At 65.3% G+C, this 21,877-nt stretch carries 12 protein-coding genes; 6 read left to right on the top strand and 6 right to left on the bottom strand.

The window, feature by feature from the left end; genetic code table 11:
- Positions 1–46: 46 nt before the first annotated feature.
- Together LGN17_RS19725 and LGN17_RS19720 are read right to left on the bottom strand one after the other, a co-directional pair.
- Entirely contained in the window at positions 47–835 is a 789-nt protein-coding gene (locus LGN17_RS19725; RefSeq protein WP_175969292.1) for an SDR family oxidoreductase, read from the bottom strand.
- Positions 836–875: 40 nt separating this feature from the next.
- Complete coding sequence (locus LGN17_RS19720) at positions 876–2,123, bottom strand: dienelactone hydrolase family protein (protein ID WP_226198256.1); 1,248 nt, start codon at positions 2,121–2,123, stop codon at positions 876–878.
- A 352-nt stretch (positions 2,124–2,475) separates the two neighbouring features.
- Between LGN17_RS19720 and LGN17_RS19715 the strand changes: the two genes are divergently transcribed.
- Entirely contained in the window at positions 2,476–3,501 is a 1,026-nt protein-coding gene (locus tag LGN17_RS19715; RefSeq protein ID WP_226198255.1) for an AraC family transcriptional regulator, read from the top strand.
- A 31-nt stretch (positions 3,502–3,532) separates the two neighbouring features.
- Here LGN17_RS19715 and LGN17_RS19710 read toward each other — a convergent pair whose 3' ends face one another.
- Positions 3,533–4,480, bottom strand: a complete 948-nt coding sequence (locus tag LGN17_RS19710) for a mannuronate-specific alginate lyase (protein WP_226198254.1) — start codon at positions 4,478–4,480, stop codon at positions 3,533–3,535.
- Between the two features lie 446 nt (positions 4,481–4,926).
- On the opposite strand from LGN17_RS19710, the gene LGN17_RS19705 reads away from it, so the two are divergent.
- Positions 4,927–7,119: a TonB-dependent siderophore receptor gene (locus LGN17_RS19705; protein ID WP_226198253.1), complete on the top strand. Its 2,193-nt coding sequence runs from the start codon at positions 4,927–4,929 to the stop codon at positions 7,117–7,119.
- A gap of 21 nt (positions 7,120–7,140) precedes the next feature.
- Here LGN17_RS19705 and LGN17_RS19700 read toward each other — a convergent pair whose 3' ends face one another.
- Positions 7,141–7,947: a response regulator gene (locus LGN17_RS19700; protein ID WP_226198252.1), complete on the bottom strand. Its 807-nt coding sequence runs from the start codon at positions 7,945–7,947 to the stop codon at positions 7,141–7,143.
- A 1,132-nt stretch (positions 7,948–9,079) separates the two neighbouring features.
- Between LGN17_RS19700 and LGN17_RS19695 the strand changes: the two genes are divergently transcribed.
- Both LGN17_RS19695 and LGN17_RS19690 read left to right on the top strand, forming a co-directional pair.
- Positions 9,080–13,435, top strand: a complete 4,356-nt coding sequence (locus LGN17_RS19695; protein WP_413227036.1) for a YadA family autotransporter adhesin — start codon at positions 9,080–9,082, stop codon at positions 13,433–13,435.
- Positions 13,436–13,868: 433 nt separating this feature from the next.
- Complete coding sequence (locus LGN17_RS19690) at positions 13,869–14,276, top strand: VOC family protein (protein ID WP_226198251.1); 408 nt, start codon at positions 13,869–13,871, stop codon at positions 14,274–14,276.
- A gap of 23 nt (positions 14,277–14,299) precedes the next feature.
- Here LGN17_RS19690 and LGN17_RS19685 read toward each other — a convergent pair whose 3' ends face one another.
- Positions 14,300–14,830, bottom strand: coding sequence for a toxin (locus tag LGN17_RS19685; RefSeq protein WP_226198250.1), 531 nt, complete (start codon positions 14,828–14,830; stop codon positions 14,300–14,302).
- 215 nt (positions 14,831–15,045) lie between these two features.
- Complete coding sequence (locus LGN17_RS19680; RefSeq protein WP_226198249.1) at positions 15,046–16,140, bottom strand: hypothetical protein; 1,095 nt, start codon at positions 16,138–16,140, stop codon at positions 15,046–15,048.
- A gap of 1,288 nt (positions 16,141–17,428) precedes the next feature.
- Between LGN17_RS19680 and LGN17_RS19675 the strand changes: the two genes are divergently transcribed.
- The gene (locus tag LGN17_RS19675) at positions 17,429–19,126 is read left to right on the top strand and encodes a M4 family metallopeptidase (protein ID WP_226198248.1); all 1,698 of its coding nucleotides are present in this window, start codon (positions 17,429–17,431) and stop codon (positions 19,124–19,126) included.
- A 607-nt stretch (positions 19,127–19,733) separates the two neighbouring features.
- Positions 19,734–21,833 (top strand): putative bifunctional diguanylate cyclase/phosphodiesterase, encoded by a 2,100-nt coding sequence (locus tag LGN17_RS19670; RefSeq protein ID WP_226198247.1) that lies wholly within the window; start codon positions 19,734–19,736, stop codon positions 21,831–21,833.
- Positions 21,834–21,877: the final 44 nt, after the last annotated feature.

Below are 21,877 nucleotides of genomic sequence, written 5' to 3'. Positions count from 1 at the left end.
GCCGGCCGGAATCGTGTTGATGAAGGGAAGCGGCGGTGGGGAACGGTCACTCCGCCAGGCGCGGAATGGCCGGTACCGCCTGTTCGGGGCCCATCGCGGCATAGCCGCCGTCCACCGCGTAGTCGGCGCCCGTCACGAAGCTCGCCGCATCACTGCACAGGAACGTCACGACCTGCGCGACCTCGGACGGATCGCCGACGCGGCCGAGCAGGTGGAACGGCGCGGCGACGCGATCGGTCTTTGCACGGTCGCCGTGCGTCAACTCGTCCATCACGCGCGACCAGGTCCAGCCCGGCGACACGGAGTTGACGCGAATGCGGTCGGGCGCGAGATCCATCGCCATGCTGCGCGTGAGCTGGCGGATCGCAGCCTTGGACGTCGGGTACAGCCAGCGGCCGGTTTGCGCGCACTGGGCCGAGATCGAGCTGAAGTTCACGATCGCGCCGCCGCCGCGCCGCACCATGTGCGGATGCACGGCCTTGGCGAGCATCGCGGCCGATACGACGTTGACGTCCATCGCGGCGAGCCAGTCGTTGCGGGTCGCCTGGATGCCGTTGTCGACGTAGCTGCACGCGAGGTTGACGAGCACGTCGATCGCGCCGAACCGGTCGGCGATGGCCGATATCGCACGCTCGATCGCGCGATCGTCGGTGATGTCGAGCGCGACGAACATCGCCCGTTCGCCGAGCGAGGCGGCCGCGCGCGCGCCGTTCTCGGCATCGAGATCGAGAATCGCGACGCACGCACCGGCGCGGCTCAGGTCCTGCGCAACCGCGGCGCCGATCAGCGTGGCGCCGCCGGTGACGATCGCGACTTTGCCAGCAAGGGCAGTCATGGGGTGTCTCCGGAAATCGTTGAGTGAGGCAGGGGCCGCGTCAATGCGCGCCCGTCGACGGCTCGCTGTCCTGCCAGCGGCGCATCAGGCCGTTCGACGGCACGGTTTCGTCGAGCAGCTTGCGGGCCGTTTCGACGCCCGCGACCGGCAGGCCCGCCGGATCGAGCAGGCCGATCTGCACGAGCACGCTCGCCTGGTCCCAGTAGATATGCTCGTGATAGAGCTTGTCGCCGCGGAATTTGACGATCGCGACGAGCGGAATCTCGACGCGCTTGCCGGTCGGCGCGACGCCCGGCAACATCCAGTCGATCTCGGTGGTGTGCGTGAAGCAGAACAGCAGCTCGTCGACGATCTGGCTCGCGCCGATCGTGCGCGAGATCGGCGTGATCGTCGTGTCCGGCGGATTGGCATGCACGAAATGATGCGTGTAGAAGCGCTTGAGCTCGTCGTGGCCGACGCCGCCCGTCAGCGTGGGAATATGGTTGACGTACGGCTCGGCAACCATCGTTGCCATCGTTGCATCGACGTTGCGCGTGTCGAATTCGTGTTTGAGGTGCGCTTCCCACAGTGTGGACAGGTCGTAGCGCGGGCCGAGCGCGGCACGGAACGCGGCGATCGCGCGCTGGTGGGCCATGACTGCGGCGGCCTTGTCGAAATGATCGCCGCCGGCACGCGCGAACGCGTGATCGACGCCCGGATACGTATACACTTCGACGCCGTCGCGCCCGGCGAGCGCGTCGGCAATGCGCTGCTGCGCGTCGGGCGGGCAGAAGCGGTCCTGGCCGGCGATCTGCAGCACGAGCCGGCCGCGCAGGTGCGACGCTTCGTCGAGCGCCTGCTCGATGCCCACGCCGTAGTAGCTGACCGCCGCGGCCACGCCCGGCAGCCGGCACGCGGCGAGATACGCGAGCTTGCCGCCGAGGCAGTAGCCGAGCACGCCGGTTTCGCCCGTGCATTCCGGCAACTGCCTGAGCACCCCGAGCGCGGCGCCGACATCCTCGACACCCTTGTTCTCGTCGTATTCGCGGTACAGGGCCATCGCGCGTTCGACATCGGCCGCGGCATAACCGAGTTCGGTTCCCGGCGCCTGACGCCAGAACAGGTCGGGCACGAGCACCGTATAGCCTTCCTCCGCGTAGTAGTCGGCGGCTTCCCGCATCGTCGCGTTCGCGCCGAAGATCTCGTGGCACAGCACGAGGCCGGGCCCCTTGCCGGCGGCCGGCGTGCTCAGGTAAGCGCGAAACGTGCCGCCGTCCGGCGACGGAATCTCGATGTGACGTCCTTGCATGTGTCCCTCCATAGGGTTCATTTCTGCGACAAGCCCAGTATTGGCGGACGAAATGGGCGTTTCTATCCGCTTTCTTCGGCCGGTATCCGCGAATTCCGGAAACCTGTGGCACCGGCCGCCGCGCGTGGGCCGGCGCGCGGCTGACTGCGGGTATGTGCGGATGCGGAAGCCCCGTACAGTTTTCTACGATGCGCGAACGGTCCGCTTCTTGCGTCGTTTACGCGGGACTTGCGTGCTTCGGCGGCCGGACTGTCCGGATACTCCGGGCGCTATCCGGATCGTGCGGCGGATGCCCCCTTACCGGGAACGCATGCACGGCGCGAGTGCACTCGAGCATGACGGGAGAACATCGATGGCGCAATTTTCAGGAACAGGCTGGCTTGCCGACACCGCCTGTTTCAATCACGACAACCTGATGCTGCAGTCGAACGATGTCGACGAGGTGCGCGCACGCGTCGCCGACGTATTCAAGCCGCACCGGCTCACGCCGACCGGGGCATCGCGTGCGCTGCACAGCTGCATGCATCACGCGCGCTGGGGCAACCTGTCGTTGAACCTGCTCGATTATGGCGGTGGCGTCAGCATCGAGCCGGGGCCGCTCGAGCACTTCTTCCTGTTGCAGATCCCGCTGCGCGGCGACGCGGAGATCGAGTGCGGCTCGGCGCGTTTCGTGTCGTCGCCGGGTACCGCGTCGCTGATCTCGCCGACGCTGTCGCTGAAGATGCGCTGGGGCGACGCGTGCCCGCAAGTGATCCTGCGCATCGAACGCGAAGTGATGGAGCGCCACGCCCGGCGGCATTTCGGCGACGACCGGCGCGCGCCGGTCGAATTCGAGCCGGAGTTCAGCCTGTCGTCGCCGCAGGGAACGTGTCTGACGCAGATGCTGCCGATCCTCGCGGGCGCGATCGCGACGGATGCGCATCCGCTGCGGCACCCGCTCGCCTTCGAGCAGCTCGAATCGACGCTGCTCAACCTGCTGCTGCACGGCCACCCGAACAGCGCGCGCAGCGGCACGCGGCACCTGCCGGTGGCGCTCGCACCGTTCTACGTGCGGCGCGTCGAGGACTACATCCGCGCCCATCTCGACGAGCCGCTGACGATCGAGCGGCTCGCCGAACTCGCCGGCGTCAGCCCGAGCACGCTGTTCGCCGGCTTCCGCCAACGCCACGGCATCACGCCGATGGGCTTCGTGCGGCAGTTGCGGCTGCAACGTGTGCGCGAGGCGTTGCTGGCCGACGAGTCGCCGGGGCTCGCATCGGTGACGGACATCGCGCTGAAATGGGGCTTCGCGCACCTCGGGCGGTTCGCGATCGAGTACAAGCGCGCGTTCGGCGAGTCGCCGTCGGCGACGCTCAGGATGCGGCGCGTGCGCGCCTAGCGGCTCACGCGGCGACCCACTCGCGGATCGTCTACGGCAGCGGCACGCCCCAGGCTGCCGTCACGTTTGCGCCGAGCCGCCATTCGGTGAACGGGCGGCGCGGTGCGATGATCGCCGGCAGCCGAGCGTCGTGAAAACGCGCGTAGTACGGCTCGACCCAGCTCAGCTCATCGCGGAACGTCCACGGAAACAGGTCCTGTTTGACCGGCGTGATGGCCGTGAAGCTGGCAGGATCATCGACCGCATGGATGACGAGGTTCGCCAGGCGGCCGATCGCGCCGTCGTTTTCCCGATAGAGATCGAGATGGCGCCGCTGCACGAGTTCCGCAGCGAACACGAGCGGGAGCAGCGCGAACGTGTGATAGTGCAGCGCGCGGTTGCCGCGTTTGACTTCGCGCGCGAGCACCCCGTCGGGGCCGATGTCGCGGATGCCTTCGCGTACCCGCAGCAGCCCCGAGTCGACGAGGCCCGGGTTGTCGGTCACGGTGCCGATGGCGATCAGGTCGAGCCCGGCCCAGTACACGAGGTTGTTATGCAAATGATTGATCGCCTCCGCATCGCGGGTGGCGATCGCGATGCGTTCGAGCCACGGATCGATCGTGTCGAACCGCGCGCGGTTCGCGTCGCGCACGTCGCGCGGCATGCGCAGGATCACCATCGCGAAGTCGGTGCCGGCCCACGAACGCTCGTAGTAGCCCTGATAACCGGTGATTCGGCCCATCAGGGCATTGGCCCGCGCCCAGCTTTCCAGCAGGCTCGCTGCGCACGACCAGTCGCCCTTGTCAGCCGACGCATTGAGCCGGGCAATGAAATCGCGCATCGGCTTCACGGCGCGCGCATAGCCGGCGGCGTCGTCATAGTAGCCGGGCGGATCGATCGTCGTGACGGCTGCCGGGATGTCGCAGGCGCGGGCCGGCGACACGGTGGCGAAGAGCAAGCCCACGACGAGCAACGCAGCGGACAGCGGTCGGGTCGACATGCGGCGCATAGCGTCCTCGGTGATGACGGTGGTGGGACAAACAGGGAAGCCGCCCCTCGGCCTGACGACCCCGCGACGTCGGACGCGTGCGGCCAGCAAGACGCGGCGAAGCCCGGTGACGCGCGCAGGGCGTTGCAACCTGCCGTCACGCCGGCGGCGCACGCAGTCTAGCGTCCGCGTCTTTCATCCGCCTTGCCTGGCGAAAGCCGTCCGGAACGATGCCGAACCGGTTCCGCTTTCCACGCACCGAACCCCGCCGCACTTTTTTAAAGACTGCGTTATGTTCGCCCGGTATCATCGCTGCGCTCGCGACCGACGCCATGGGCCAGTGCATGCCGACTCGCGCGCAACCAGCATCGCAAAGAAGACAACACGGGGCGGACGCCGACGGTGCGTCGCGCCGCGATCAGGCCGGATCGGCCACCAGCACGACGGAGCATGGAACGATGGTAACGGGGACGGGTGCGGCGCGACGCGCGAGGGCGATTGCCGCCGGGGGCGCGTTGTACGTGGCGGCAGCGGGCGGCGCACATGCGCAGGCATCGGGGGTGGCAGCCACGCCGCCGGCCGGCGCGGCTGCGGCCGTGCTGCCGACGATCGACGTGACGGGAAAGGCCGACCGCGCGTCGAGCGGGCTCGTCGGGCTGCGCACCACGACCGGCACGAAGACCGATACGCCGGTGGCCGAGATCCCGCAAACGGTCAATCTCGTGACCGCGCAGCAGATCGAGATGACCGGCGCGACCGACCTGAACCAGGCGCTGCGCTACGTGCCGGGATTCGCGACGTTCGGCGCCGACAGCCGCACCGACTGGTATGCGGCGCTGCGCGGCTTCACGCCGACGCTGTATGTCGACGGCGTGGCCGCGCCGAATACGGCCGTCATCGCGAACTGGCGTGTCGACCCCGACACGATCGATTCGGTCGCCGTGCTGCGCGGGCCGACGTCGGTGCTGTACGGCGCCGGTGAGCCCGGCGCGATCGTCGACGTACACACGAAGCTCGCCGACGGCGAACGCGTCCGCGAAGCCGGCGTGCAGATCGGCAACGACGCGCGCAAGCAATTCACGCTCGACGTCGGCGATGCGCTCGACCCGGACGGCCGATATGCGTACCGCTTCGTCGGCGTGGCGCGCGACGGCAATGCGGTAACCGGCCCGAACGGCAACCGGCGCGTCGCGCTGGCGCCGTCGTTCCGCTGGCGGCCGAACGCCGATACGTCGCTGACGCTCTCGGCGACGTTCCTGCAGGACAGCGGCGATATTTCGTCGAACTTCCTGCCCGCGTCGGGCACGGTGTTGCCGAACCCGAACGGCCGTCTGTCGCAGGACATCTACATGGGCGCCCCCGGGTTCAACGACTACCGGAAGAAGCAGGAGTCGCTCGGCTATGCGCTGGAGCACCGCGTGAACGCCATCTGGTCGCTGCATCAGGACGTGCGCTGGTCGCACCTGTCGCTCGACGACGCGACGGTGTTCGGCAACGGCTTCATGCCCCGCAGCACCACCGACATGATGCGTTTCGCGGGGCTGTTCCAGCTCAACTACAGCCGGCTCGATCTCGACAACCACGCGCAGGCGCGCTTCGGCACGGGGCCGTTCGAACATACGCTGCTGCTCGGCGCGCAATATGACCGGCAGACGACGACCAACAGCGTGTGGCTCGCGCTCGCGCCGTCGCTCAACCTGTATCACCCCGTCTACCGGCCCGTCACGGACGCGATTTTCTCCGGCCCGACGTCGCTTGGCCACGTCGACCAGTACACGGCGATGAACGCGTTCGGCGTGTATGCGCAGGACCAGATCCGCTGGAAGCGCTGGACGCTGACGCTCGGCGGCCGCGAGGATTTCGTCAACGAGCGGTTCGACGACCGGACGGCCGGCACACAGGCGCAGCAGGACGTCAGTGCGTTCTCCGGGCGCGTCGGGCTCACCTATCAGGGTGACGCGGGGCTGTCGCCGTACGTGAGCTATTCGACGTCGTTCGATCCCGTCATCGGCGTGAGGATGTTCGGCGGCGGCTTGCCTCAGCCGACCCGCGGCAGGCAGACGGAAGCGGGGCTGCGCTGGCAGCCGCCCGGCAGGAACCTGATGCTGAGCGCGGCCGTCTACCAGATCGACCAGACCAGCGTCGTGACGCCGACACCGGCGAGTCTCGACCCGACCGGCACGACGTCCGTGCAGACCGGCAAGGTGCGCTCGCGCGGGATCGAACTGAGCGCGCTCGGCAAGGTCACCCGCGAGCTGTCGGTCGTCGCGTCGTATGTGTATCAGGATGTCAAGAACGTGCAGGCGAACGATGCGTCGCTGAACCACTGGCCGGTGGCCGTGCCGCTGCCGCGGCAGATGGCGTCGACGTGGGCCGACTGGACCTGGCGTACGGGCGTCCTGTCGGGCCTCGGGATCGGCGGCGGCGTGCGCTACCAGAGCGCGGCGGCCGGCGCGCCCGACAACGCGTTGACCGTGCCGAGCGTGACGCTGGTCGACCTGGCCCTGCACTACGAGATGCCGCACTGGCGGTTCGCGCTGAACGTCGCGAACCTGTTCGACCGGCGCTATGTCAGCGGCTGCCAGTCGTACGCCGTCTGCGTGTTCGGCAACGAGCGGACCGTGCTGGCCACCGCGAAAACCACCTGGTAATCGCGAGCGCGCGGAACGGCCCTACGCGTCGCGTTGCGGTTCCCGACGCGCGGCGCGCTCGCCGGCCTGACGCTGGCGTCGCCACTCGGTCGGCGTGAGGCCGAAACGTTCGCGGAATGCGGTCGCGAAATTCGCCGGCGTGGAAAAACCGATTTCCTTCGCAATGCTGGCAATGCTGAGCGACGTCGAGTCCAGCAGATCCTGCGCGATCCGCAGCCGCTCGTGCCGCAGATACTCGAACACCGTCTGGCCGAGATTGTCGCGAAACGCCCGTGACAGCCGCTTCTCGTGGGTGCCGACCGCGCGTGCCAGTTGCTCCACCGTCGGCGGATCGTTCAGCGTCCGTGCCAGGTGGCGGATGGCCGCGCGCACGATGATGTCGTCGTCCTTGCCGGCCACGAACGGGCTTTCCGTGTCGACCGGCCGCTCGCGCTTTTTCCGTGCGAGCTGCACGCGAATCCGCGCGAGCACTTCGGCGGGCTCGAACGGCTTCACCACATAGTCGACGCAGCCGATTTCGAACCCCTCGAGGCGTTCGTGCAACGCGCCGGCCACGGTCAGGAAGATCACCGGAATCGCACACGTCAGCGGATCGGCGGCAAGCAGCCGGCAAGCGGTGAAACCGTCCATCCGCGGCATGCGGACATCCATCAGGATCAGGTCGGGCATGAGCGCCTGCGCACGCTGGCACGCTTGCAGCCCGTCGGATGCAATGCTGATCCGGCACCCCGTGCCGCGCAGGATGTCGATCAGCAAGCGAAGCTGGTCGGGCTGATCGTCGACGATCAGGAGATGGGCGTCGCCCAATGCGGAGATCGATGGATGCATCGTGCACCTGTTCTGGAATGGCTGCTGGCTGCGTTCCTGCGGGTGGCCGGCCCGGTTCGGATAGTCGTCGGAAGCCGCTCTATGGCGACGCACAAACGTATCGATATTCGGATTTCGCCCAGCTACGCGACAGACATCCGGTCGGCGTAATACCCGGCATGGCTTGTTTTGATCACGGATCCGGTAAAGGCGCGGAGCGTTGCCGTTGTCGCGCGCCGAAAAGGGCGCGGCTGCCGGTACCGATTCGAGCCGAATTGTAGGGGCATATTTAGATTCTTGCCAGACGCATTGACTCTATTCGCTTCATTCCGATTTTTGAATCTTCATCGTGTATTGTGGTTTGCATTCTCAGTATGGCACGTGGGTGTCTGTCCATTTCCGCCATTTTCATTCCCGCCGCCGTGACCGGTCGTGCCGCGCGGCAACTTTTCGGTGGAAATTTTCTGCCGGAAATTGTCATTAATCCGCTTCAGCAAAGTATTTGTACGCCGGGAAAAACATCTTGATTAATTCCGACGGAACGAAATCGTTTGCGAGATGCGCGTTTTTAACGTAACGCATTGAATATATTGAATTTTACAATCTATAAAGAATGTTGCCTTCAATAATTCGAGATCGTGTCTCATAATTCGTCCGAACTTTGAAAGCAGGGTTGCATCGAGCAGCACAAGGCACGGTGGGTTGTGACGGATGTTGTGCGATTCGGGTCCGAGGCATCATTCGATGTGTATCCGGGCGAAAGTCCGTTGCGCACAAGTGAAAATCCGGTTGTCGTGGATGAAATAAAAGAAGCGGGGTTGGTCGCGCTCAACGCGACATCAAATCAGGGGCGTCCATAACGACGGGTTGAATCTCCGGATTCAGTCGATGGACGAATTCGTCCATATAAAACGATATGCATTCCTAATGCATTGCCTGGATTAACGGAACGGGCCGTAACACGAACGGCGTGCCCGGGCTTTCGAACGTCCGTCGCGACGGGCGGACGACGCGTGTCGCCCTCGGCACGCCCGGGCCGGGCATGAGAGCCGGGTTCCGAACTGAAGTCGCAATCGTAACCGTAGCTGAAGTCTTCAACAAAAAGTAAGTAGTCCGTATTCAAACCAAACGCTACAAAACGGAGCAGAAGACCATGAAGAGGAAGCAGATTTCGGCGCTGGCCGCCGCCATGTTCACGGGTGCAGGTGTCATGATCGCCGGCGCCGCGCACGCGGACAATTTCGTCGACCGCGGCAACCCGGACAACGCGCTGAGCGGTCAGTGCATCGACGGCACGAACCCGCTGTGCGTGTCGACCAAGAGCGGGACTTACGTGGCGGTGAGCACGGCAAACGTCACGATGGGGACGAATGCCAAGGCCGGCGCCAGCGGCATCGCGATCGGCGACCAGTCGAATGCGAGCAGCAAGGGCGGCACCAGCAGCGGCGGTGCGATTGCCGTCGGCGTCGGCGCGCAGGCGCTGGCCAACTCGGCCATGGCGATCGGCACGGTAGCCGTCGCGCAAGGCAACACGGCACTCGCCATCGGCCGCCAGTCGGCCGCGGTCGGCGATTTCTCGATGGCGCTCGGCAACGTCGCGGATGCGCACGGCACGAGCTCGATCGCGCTCGGCCACTCGGCACTCGCCAGCGGCGATCGTTCGGTTGCGATCGGCGGCGCCAACCCGACGTCGAGCGACGGCGTGTCCAGCGGCGCGGCGTACGACGCGGCGACGCAGACGCGCGCCGGCGGCACGCAATCCGTGGCGATCGGCGCGGGCGCGCAGACGAACGACAACAACCAGGTGGCAATCGGCTCGGGCAGCGTTGGTGCGAACAATGGCGGTACGCCGGTGTTCGGCGGCACGGCCGCGCCGGTTGGCGGCGCGGTGTCGTTCGGCGCGATCGGCAAGGAGCGCCAGCTCAAGAACGTCGCGGCGGGCGCGGCCGATACGGACGCCGTCAACGTCCAGCAGCTGAAGAACGTGAACGGCGCGCTCAGCACGAGCATCGCCACTGTCGACGCGCGCGTGACGTCGGTCGGCAATTCGCTGTCGACCACGATCTCGAACGTCGACCAGCGCGTGACCAGCGTGGGCAACAGCCTCAGCACCAGCATCGTGACCGCAACGAAGAACGTCGTGAAATACACCGACGATTCGCATGCGGCGATCGCACTCGACGGCAGCAACGGCACGACGATCAACGGCGTCGCGGCCGGCGTCGCCGATACCGATGCGGTCAACGTCGGCCAGTTGAAGGGCAGCGTCGCACCGCTTCAGACGTCGATCTCGACGGCGGCATCGAACATCACGAACCTGCAGACCAGCGTCACCGGCATCAACACGTCGCTGAGCACGGCGACCACCAATATCAGCAACCTGCAGGCAGCCGACGCACGCAACGTGAAGTACGACGGCCAGAGCGGATTCGACTCGGTGACGTTCGCCGGCGCGAACGGCACGACGCTGCACAACGTCGCAGCCGGTGTCGCGAACACCGATGCGGTGAACGTCGGGCAACTGAACGGCGGCCTGTCGTCGCTCAGCACGAGCGTGACGAACAACATCAACACGACGCTCGGCAATCTGAGCACGTCGATCAACAACCAGATCGGCAACGCGACGAAGAATGCCGTGCAGTACGACGACGATGCGCACAGCGGCGTGACGCTCGGCGGCAAGGGGGCGCAGTCGCCGGTCGCGCTGCACAACGTGGCGGACGGCATTGCCGCGAGCGACGCGGTGAACGTCGGCCAGCTCGGCAAGGCCACCGACACGCTCAACCAGTCGATCACGAACGTCGGCAACAGCGTGACGACGCTCGGCAACCAGGTGACGACGAATACGGGCAACATCGCCGCGCTCCAGCAGGACGCGCTGCTGTGGAACGCGAACCTCGGTGCGTACGATGCGAGCCACGGCGGCAACGGCCCGCAACGCATCGGTAACGTCGCGGCCGGCGTCGCCGATACCGACGCGGTCAACGTCGGCCAGCTGAAGGGCAGCGTCGCACCGCTGCAATCGTCGATCTCGACGGCGGCGTCGAACATCACGAACCTGCAGACCAGCGTCACCGGCATCAACACGTCGCTGAGCACGGCGACCACCAATATCAGCAACCTGCAGGCAGCCGACGCACGCAACGTGAAGTACGACGGCCAGAGCGGATTCGACTCGGTGACGTTCGCCGGCACGAACGGCACGACGCTGCACAACGTCGCGGCCGGTGTCGCGAACACCGATGCGGTGAACGTCGGGCAACTGAACGGCGGCCTGTCGTCGCTCAGCACGAGCGTGACGAACAACATCAACACGACGCTCGGCAATCTGAGCACGTCGATCAACAACCAGATCGGCAACGCGACGAAGAATGCCGTGCAGTACGACGACGATGCGCACAGCGGCGTGACGCTCGGCGGCAAGGGGGCGCAGTCGCCGGTCGCGCTGCACAACGTGGCGGACGGTATTGCCGCGAGCGATGCGGTGAACGTCGGCCAGCTCGGCAAGGCCACCGACACGCTCAACCAGTCGATCACGAACGTCGGCAACAGCGTGACGACGCTCGGCAACCAGGTGACGACGAATACGGGCAACATCGCCGCGCTCCAGCAGGACGCGCTGCTGTGGAACGCGAACCTCGGTGCGTACGATGCGAGCCACGGCGGCAACGGCCCGCAACGCATCGGCAATGTCGCGGCCGGCAAGAACGGAACGGACGCGGTCAACGTCGACCAGTTGAACGCGGCGGTTCAGAACGGCACGAGCCAGCTCGATGCGCTCGCCGTGAAGTATGACGACACGAGCAAGAAGCAGGTTTCGCTCGGCGCGGGTAACGGCGGGAGCCCGGTGCGCCTGACCAACGTCACGGAAGGCAATGTCGCGGCCGGCAGCACGGACGCGGTGAACGGCGCGCAACTGCGCCGCGCAACCGACGGCACGGCAGCCGCGCTGGGCGGCGGTGCGACGGCGAATCCGGACGGCTCGATCAGCGCGCCAGCCTATAAAGTCGGCGGCGGTTCGTTCAACAACGTCGGCGACGCGCTCACGAACCTCGACGGCCGCGTCGGCAGCAACACGACGACGCTCGAGAATCACGAAACGCGCATCGGCAACGCCGAAACGAACATCGCCGGCAACACGGCGGCGATCGCCGGACTGCAGCAGGACGCGCTCCAGTTCGACCCGAAGGCCGGCGCATACAATGCGGCGCGCGGCGGGGCGCCGACGAAGCTGACGAACGTGGCCGACGGCACCATCGCCGCGGGCAGCACGGACGCGGTGAACGGCGGCCAGTTGTCGGGCGTGAAGTCGTCGCTCGAACAACAAATCACGCAAGTGTCCAACCAGGCGGGCGAGGCCGTGAAGAACGTCGTCAAGTACGATGTCGACGCGAGCGGCAACCGGCTGAATTCGGTCTCGCTCATCGGCGGCGACGCGAATGCGGCCGTCGTGCTGAAGAATGTCGCCGCGGGCACCGACGATACGGACGCGGTGAACGTGAAGCAGCTGAAGAGCGTCCAGTCGAGTCTCAACCAGCTCGGCGCGCTCGCGGTGCAGTACGACGACAGCTCGAAGAGCTCGATCACGCTCGGCGGCGCCGGCGGCACGCGCATCACCAACGTGCAGGCCGGGACGCTCAGCGCCACCAGCACGGATGCGGTGAACGGCTCGCAGCTCTACGCGACCAACCAGCAGGTCGCGAAGAACACGACCGATATCACGAACCTGCAGGGGAACGTGACCAACATCGCGAACGGCAAGGCCGGCCTCGTGCAGCAGCAGGATCCGAACGGCGCGATCACGGTCGGGAAGGACAGCGGCGGCACCAGCGTGAACTTCTCCGGCACCGCGGGCGACCGCGTGCTGACCGGTGTCGCGGCGGGCGTGAAGGACAACGACGCAGTCAATATGGGCCAGTTCAACTCGGCGCTGAAGAACGTGGCGGCCAACGACCAGATCCGCGCGGCGGTGACCGATGCGAACACCACGTGGATCGCGCGTGCCGATGCGGGCGCCATCGGGTCGACGGCAACCGCAACCGGCAAGAACGCGGTGGCGGTCGGCCAGGGCTCCGTCGCCGATCGCGACAATTCGTTCTCGGTCGGCGCGAAGGGCAGCGAGCGCCAGATCACGAACGTCGCGGCGGGCACGGCGCCGACCGATGCGGTGAACGTGCAGCAGCTGAACGACAACCTGTCGGCCGCGACGAATCAGGCGAACGGCTACACCGACCAGCGCATCGGCCAGGTGTACAACTCGTTCAACGACCTGAAGAAGGACATGTACGGCGGCGTGGCATCGGCGATGGCCGTGGCCGGCCTGCCGCAACCGACGGGCGCGGGCCGCTCGATGGTCTCGGCGGCGACGTCGAACTATCACGGCCAGCAGGGTTTCGCCGCCGGGTACTCGTACGTGACGGAAAGTAACCGCTGGGTCGTCAAGGCGTCGGTGACGGGCAACACGCGTTCGGACTTCGGCGCGGTGGTGGGCGCGGGTTACCAGTTCTGACGTCGTTCTACGCTGGTGCCTGGCAGTGTTTGTGATGCCCTGCACCGGCGGGAAATCCGTGGCCCGGGGTGGATTGGTCTACCTCGGGCCATCGGCATTTGATGCGCCGCGAAGATCGACATGGCTGCGCCGAGCGCGTCCGGCAGTCCATGCCGCTTGCGCTGCGCTCGAGTCTCACACTTGGCAAACACCGGAAAAATGGCGTCGGCAGGACGCGTCGATAGCGGGTGTTCCAGCCAATCCCGGCGAATGCGAGTAGCGCGATCGGCGGCGATCACAACCTCGTCCCAACCCTCGATTTCATGCGGGTTCGCGCGCGGTCGAAGCATGCGTCCAATGCGAGTTGTCGAATGTGAGCGTCGACTCGTATTCTGAATTCGTCGGGCGGAACGGCATGGGGCCTCCGCCGATCCACGTATGACAGAGACTCGCAATGAACGACATGACGCAAACCATGAAGCTCAACCACCTGAGCTTCCCCTCGGCCGACACACGGGCCACGGCCCGATTCTTCGAGCGGCACCTCGGCTTCACGATCGCGGGAAGCTGGGAGAAATCCTGGATCCTCAAGCGCCCGGGCTTCGACGTGGTGATCGATCACGTCAGCGACGACGTACCGGCATGGCCGACGAATTTCCACGTCGGGTTCGAACTGCCGAGCCTCGATGCCGTCCACACGTTGTTCGAACGCTTCAGGGACGAGGGCGTCGAGATGGTGACGGACGTCTTCAACAATGGGCGCGGCTCGCGCTTCTTCTGTCGCGCACCGGGCGGCGTGATGTTCGAGCTGAACACGCGCGCGGATGCCGCACCGGAATATCGCGGCACGTTCGACGACTGACGCAGGCAAGCGCCGTGCCGTGCTCAACCGCTGGCGCGGACCAGCGTGTCGATGACTGCGCGGGTGCGCGAAGGCTGGGTGATTTCCGTCCATTGCAGATGCGCGTACTTCGGGTCGTCACGCAGGCTGGCGAACTTGACGCGATTCCTTGCGAACGTGGTGTATGACCACAGCAGCACCGACTCCCGGGAGAATGCCATCCGCAGCGACTCACGGTTTCCGTGCGAAAGCTCGGTGCGCATGAGCCCGCGGCTCAACGTGCGCCAGAGCACCCGGGAGAATACCGTGCGCCGCCCGAAGTTCAGCCAGATCACGTGGGTGGCGCTCGACCAGAGCACGTCGCGCACGGCGCTGTAGTTCCCGTCGGCGACCCATCGGTCGCCGGCCGTCGCGGCCCGCACGGCGTTCTCGAACTGTTCCGGCGGCACGGCTGTCCAGTCGGGGCCCCAGTAAAGTCGATCCAGCTCGATGTACGGGCAGGCTGCTGCTGCCGCCAGTGCGCTGGAAAACGTGGATTTCCCAGCTCCGCTGGTGCCGACGACGACGAAGCGCATGGTTTTGACCGCGGTGGAATGTGGAAACCCGCAATTGTGCCCGATGCACGAAGCGGCCGCTCGGCTGCAGCGGTGCGTCAATGAATATCGGCCATGGCCGGGCTCGCCTCGCCAACCCGTCTGCAGTAGCGGGGCGAGCCCGGTTATCGTCGTATCCAGCCGACGGGCCGTTGCTCGAACCCGTCACACACTGGCTGAAGACGGAACGCTTTCGGTCACGTCTTCAGCGACACCACCATGTTCTGCGTGTTGCCGACACGGACGTAATCGAAGCGGAGTTGCTTGGTGGTCGATTGCGGTACCCCGTCGATGGCGACAACCTGCTTGTTCAGCATCGCCGATTGCTCGAACGCGCTGCCGGCGCCGTAGAGGGTGAACTTGCCCGTGGCCGCGGACTCAGGGGTCGACTGGAAATTGAACAGCCCCTCGGGATACTTCTTGTTACTCAGGAAATCGAAAGGTTTTCCGCCGGAATACGTATCGAACTCCATGTTGGCGTTGTTCGAGATGGAAAACGTTGCTGTTGACGCGCTGTCGTAAAACTCGACCGAATCGGTGACGAACCTCGTATTCGCATGGTCCTGAGCCCAGGCCCGAACGCTTTTGCGCAGCGTAATCTGCTTGCTTGTCATCGCGCTCTTCGCACGCTGTCCGAACGCGAGACGCGATTCGGCGATCTCCATCTTGCCGCCCGTCGATTCGATGTGCAGCGAATAGTCATTGCCCGGAACCCGGGGCAGCGCCGCCGGCAGAACGGCATACTCGCTGAATGTCAGCACGACCTCTTCGGCACGGACATTCACCGCGGATTCGCCCAGGACACGCAGCTTCTTGGTGCTGGCGTACAACCGGCAGGCGACGTCATAGCGGCTGGCGCCGGCCAGTTCCAGATCGAGGAGGAGGTCGACATACATGTCGAGCAACGGTGGGACCAGGCCGCCCGCGTTCACGGTATCGAAACGGCTGGCCTCGAACTTGGCGTCGAGGATCCTGAAGTTGACGAACGGGTGACCGATGAACTTGTGCGGATACGGGCCCATCGTGAAATCGACGCCGCGCGAATCGCTGGAGATTCCGCGCATCACGAGGGTACCGCCGCGGAGATTGATTTCAGCGGGCGGGACGTCGTTGTCGAAACTTCCGCCCCATACCGACGACTGCCTGGACAGCAATGTCAACGTCCCGGCGGGAGGGATCATCGAGAAGGATTTGCCGGCTTCCTTGTCAAAGGAAGAGGCGCTTACTTCATTCGCACCTGGCGTGCTGTATGTCTGGTTTTCATTGGGCTTCCAGATGAAGATATCCGGCATGATGCTCTCCTGATTCATTCGAACGGAACGCACGGAAGCGTTGAATTCTTCCCCGTCAGTATCGAGGTTGATCGAACGATGACCGGCGCTTGATTGGCTCTATTCGACAAGCCTGAAGTCAGGGGCATGGCGAACGAGTGATGCCAATATAGGACCGGTGTTTTCAAGAATCGATTACACGTGATTACGCGGCGCGGCTCGCCGGCGGCGCCTGTATCGGGGGCGAGCGGATGCGTCTGGGCCGGGTTTCCCGCCGTCGCGTAAGGGCCTTTGAATGTGGCATCGACGTCGACGATTCGCTGCTCGCGCCTTTGTACGATCAACCGCACCCGTCTTGCCACACGCTGCCGCCTCAATCCCTGACGGGATCAAGTGAGAGAAACGGTGTCAACCGAACCCTGGTTGCAGGACAGCACGAACATGACGCGCATGCGATGGCCCAAGGACTGGCTGGCATCGCCGCGACAGCCGCGGTGTTGCAGCACCGTGGCGGCCCGTGGACGCTCGCTGTGTTCGTGCTGGGGGCGCTGACGTGGCTGGTGGTGCAGTTGAAGGTGAGGGGCGGGTAGGCGATCGACCGTTCGCAGTCGGTTCATCGGCCGGATGCGTCTTTCGCGAAGACAGCGTCGGCCCATGTCTTTGGCGGGGCGAGCCCGTCATTCGTCGCCGCGCAGGTCATCTCGAATCCAGCCTCTCTACGCCGGCAAACCGGATCAAAGACAATAGCCCTCCGTTTGCGCGGACATGCCGATGCGAAACGGCATGAGGTGCACGCATGCTATCGGCTGTACCACTCAAACCGAAGATTCGTAGAAAGCGCTTTCTCTTGCATCGTTCGCCAGGTTTTCACTACGAATTCAAAGGCGCCATCAAAAGCCGGAATCGAATACACATTGAAGAGTCGCATCGCCAAACCCGAAAAGGCAACAATCAAAATCAGTATTTAATAGCGCAAATAGCAGCCCCGGCCATACTCCGGCCTCACATCGTCCGCCCCGCCCGACCCGCGCCACACTCGGCCTTGCCCCGCCACACCAGGCTTGGCGGGCACATCCCGCCGACGCAACGGCGCCGATACCGCCATCGTGGCCGACGAGATCATTTCAAATTCCTCACCAAATCATGACTCGATTAACACCAACGACAGAAACAATTAATCCGTCAGAAAATATCTTGTAATTATAAAAATGACCTTCTAGCATCCCTCTGCGGTTCGTGACATGTCTTACATCAAAGTTTGTCCTTGATGCATTCCTCGAACATCACCCATCCATAACCGGGGGATTACATGAAGAAACTGTCTCGTCTGCTGTCCGTCACCGCGATTACCGTCGCGAGTCTCAGTGCCTTTGCCCAGGCCGGCGACCAGTCGACCACGGTCGACAAGGCCCTGCAACTGATCCAGCAGAACCCGTCCGCCTTCAGTCTCGCAGTCGGCGGCACGCCACGCGCGTTGAAGTTCGCAGGGCCGCAAGCGAGCGCGCCGACGGATGGCGATCAGTTCCAGGTACGCGACGTGATCGTCGATCCCGATGGCACCGAGCACGTGCGCTTCGACCGCTTCTACGCGGGCCTGCCCGTGATCGGTGGTGACGTTGTCGTCCATTCGAGCAAGGGGCAGTTGAAGCAGGCGAGCGTGACCCAGCTCGCGCCGATCAGTCTTGCCGGCACGATCGGCAAGGTCGGAGACCGCTCGGTGATCCGCAACGCACCGGACATCGGCGCCGCCCGGGTCAGGCGCATCGCTGCCGCGCATTTCAACTCGGACGTGCGCCGCGTCAATGACGCGGAACTCGTCGTGTTCGCACGCGACGTGACGCCGACGCTGGCCTATGCGGTGCGCGTGTACGGCAAGGCGACCGATGCGCACGGCGAAGCCGTGCAGTACTACGTCGATGCGCGCACGGGCGCCGTGCTCGACGCACAGGACCTGATCAAGACCGCCGCCGCGACCGGCACCGGCCGCTCGTTGTACTACGGCAACCTGACGCTCACCACCGACCAGACGGGCACGAACGCGTACCGGATGCTCGATCCGAGCCGCGGCTCCGGCTCGGTCTACGACGGGCGCGGCCTGACCTCGGACGACGTCGAACAGGCGACCGACCTGCCGATCTTCACGAGCAGCACGAACGTGTGGGGCAACAACACGACCACCGACCGGCAGACCGTCGCCGCAGACATCGATTATGGTCTCGCACTCACTTGGGACTACTACAAGACTGCGCACAACCGCAATGGCATCTTCAACGACGGCCGCGGCGTGAAGAGCTATGCTCACGTCGTATTCGATACCGGCAGCGGCACGACCGGCGCGAATGCGGCATGGCTGTCCTCGCACGTGATGGTGTACGGTGACGGCCAGCCCGGCAGCAGTCTGCCGAAACCGGTCGTTTCAGTGGACGTCGCCGGTCACGAGATGAGCCACGGCGTGACCGAGGCCACGGCCAACCTGAACTATTCCGGCGACCCGGGCGGGCTGAACGAGTCGACGTCCGACATTTTCGGCACGCTCGTGAAGTACTACGCGAACAACCCGAACGATCCCGGCAACTATGTGATCGGTGCGCGCGTGGTGAGCGGCGGCCTGCGCAAGATGTACAAGCAGGATCTCGACGGACGCTCGTTCAGCTGCTACCCGTCCGGTGGGTTCTCGTGGTCGAATCCGCGCCACAATCCGCATTACACGTCGGGTGTCGGCAATCGCCTGTTCTATCTGCTGGCCGAAGGCCCGACGGTGCCGTCGACCGATACCGGCCTGACCAAGGCGCAACTGGTGTGCAACGGCGACACGACCTTCAGCGGCCTGGGCCGCGAGAAGGCCGGCAAGATCTGGTACCGGACGCTGACCGTGTACCTGAACGCCAACTCGAGCTACCCGAACGCGCGACGCGCATCGATCCAGGCGGCGAACGACCTGTACGGCGTGAATTCGGCCGAAAGCGCAACGGTCGCTCGCGCGTGGAGTGCAGTCGGGGTGAATTGACCGAGCTTGCGTGAGTGCGCGGAAGCCCGGTGATCGCGTGGCGACATTGCGTGTCGGAGGCGGTAGCGCCGATCGATGCCACGCGATACTCGGGCGCATGACGGACAGCTGTTGATCGACCGCCTGCGATGGCAGGCGGTCGATCGTTGGAACCGGCCCGATACCCATACGGATGCCGCCTGTTTCATCGATTTGCCGTCACGCCGCGTAGACGGTCTGGGATCAAGCGGCAGGGCGCCGGTGCTGCGACGACGAATACTTCGTCCTCGCTCAAGATCCGCATCGCATTCCCCGGTAATCCTCGGCGTACCTTAAAAAAACCTGACGGTGAACCGCGGTGGAACCCGGCCGCTCGACCCATCGCCTACATCATCCGGTTGATCGGTAAACCCTCGGCCGATCCTCCGCTACCCCATCCCGCCGCGCTCCACGATTTCCCCGGAAAAAATATCTGCCGGGCAATCGTTTGCGCACAGCCGCGTGGCGTTCAGTTTATTCGTCACAAGCCGATATCTTGAAGACGCGCCTGATCGAAGCGGCATTGCCCCCGCCGCGTCGATCAGGAACGGCATCAGCCCATGCGACGGATAGGGGAAGAAAGGTTTTGGTGACAGTTTTCGGGTGCATCGTTCATCGGCACAATCACTGGCTGGTGTTGCTTGCCGCACTGTTGTGCGGGGGCGGCTCATGGGTCACGGCGCGGCTGTTCCAGCGCGCGGTGAACACCTCCGGCACGCAGCGGCTCGGCTGGCACGTGCTGACGGCCATTTCGGCCGGCGTGGCGATCTGGTGCACGCACTTCATCGCGATGCTCGGCTTCGACGCCGGCGCCCCCGTGTACTTCAACATGCCGCTCACGCTCGTGTCACTGTTCATCGCGGTCGGCGGCAGCACGGTCGGTTTCGCGCTGACGACCTGTCGCATCGTCAAGGTTGCGCCCGCGCTCGGCGGCGCGGTCGTCGGCGTGGCGATCGTGCTGATGCACTACACCGGCATGCTCGCGTGGCGGGTCGAAGGTATCGTGTCGTGGGACGTCGGCTACCTGATCGCGTCGGTGCTGCTGGCCATGACCCTCGCCGCGCTCGCGCTGCACCTCGCGATGCGGCCGTCGCCGCACGCAGTCAACCAGATGGCCGGCGTGCTGTCGCTCGCGATCCTCGCCTTGCATTTCACCGGGATGTCCGCGCTGCGCATCACGCCGCTGATGCTCGACGGCACATGGACCGAGATGAGCGAGCTGCGTCCGCTGGCGCTGGCGGTCGCGGGCACGTCGCTCGTGATTGTCTGCACGGGGCTCGTGAGCTATGTGATCGACAGCGACGTGCGGGCCGAATCGCTCGAACACCTACGCCGACTGGCGCTGAGCGACATGCTGACCGGCCTGCCCAACCGGGCCAGCTTCAACGAGCGGCTGGACCTCGAAATCGCGCTTGCGCAAGAGCGCGGCACGAAGCTCGCGCTGATCGGCATCGACCTGAACCGCTTCAAGGAAATCAACGACCTGCGCGGCCACCACGCCGGCGACGAGGTGCTGCGCATCCTTGCGCGCCGCATGGCGAACCTGCTGCGCGAAGGCGAATTCGTCGCCCGCATCGGCGGCGACGAATTCGCGGCGCTCTGCCGGATGGACGGCGACACGTGCCTGACAAGCCTGCTCGAGCGACTCGAGCCGGCGCTCTACAAGCCGGTCAGGCTGGACGACTACGAGGTCGTGCCGGGCGCGAGCTTCGGTGTCGCCATCTACCCGGACGACGCCACCACCAAGGCCATCCTCATCAACAACGCGGACCTCGCGATGTACCGCGCCAAGGGCAGCGTGACGCAATCGATCTGCTTCTACGAGCCGGCGATGGACCTGATCGTCCGCGCGCGCCGCAGCCTCGCGGCCGACCTGCGCCGCGCGGTGGCCGACAACCAGCTGAGCGTCCACTACCAGGTGCAGACGTCGCTCGCAACCGGCGAGATCCGCGGCTACGAGGCGCTGCTGCGCTGGCAGCATGCGACGCTCGGCACGATTCCGCCCGCCGAGTTCATTCCGCTCGCCGAGGAAAACGGCGTGATCCTGGACATCGGCGCGTGGGTGCTGCGCGAGGCATGCTCACGGGCCGCGACGTGGGAGCCGCCCTACGCGGTCGCGGTGAACGTATCGGCCGTGCAGTTCATGCACGCGGATCTGACGGCGCTCGTGACGGACGTGCTCGAAGAAACCTGCCTGCCGGCGTCGCGCCTGCAGCTGGAGTTGACCGAATCGACGATCTTCGCCGGCCGCGAGCGCGCGCTGGACACGCTTCGGCAGATCAAGGCGCTGGGCGTGAGCATCGCGCTCGACGATTTCGGTACCGGCTATTCGTCGCTCGATACGCTGCGCTCGTTCCCGTTCGACCGCATCAAGCTCGACCAGTCGTTCGTCGAGGACGCGGAAGCGAAACCGCAGGATCGCGCGATCATCCGCGCCGTGCTCGCGCTCGGCAAGAGCCTGGGCATTCCGATCCTGGCCGAAGGCATCGAGACGCGCGACCAGCTTGCGCTGCTGGCCGACGAAGGCTGCGACGAAGCACAGGGCTTCCTGCTCGGCAGGCCCGCACCACTCAACGAAATCGTCGGCAGCGGGCAGATTGCGCTGACCGGCGGCAACCGCGTCCGCACGCCGGTTCCCGCGTCCGAATCGGCCGTCAAGGCCGATATCGACCCGGGCCCGCTCGGGTAACCCTCGACGCCGGACACGGCAACCCGACGCCGGGTTGCAGCCGG

The sequence above is a fragment of the Burkholderia sp. AU30280 genome, assembly GCF_020420125.1.
GTDB lineage: Bacteria > Pseudomonadota > Gammaproteobacteria > Burkholderiales > Burkholderiaceae > Burkholderia.
Note: the sequence above shows the minus strand (reverse complement) of the source record. Positions and strands in the feature narration are given on the sequence as shown.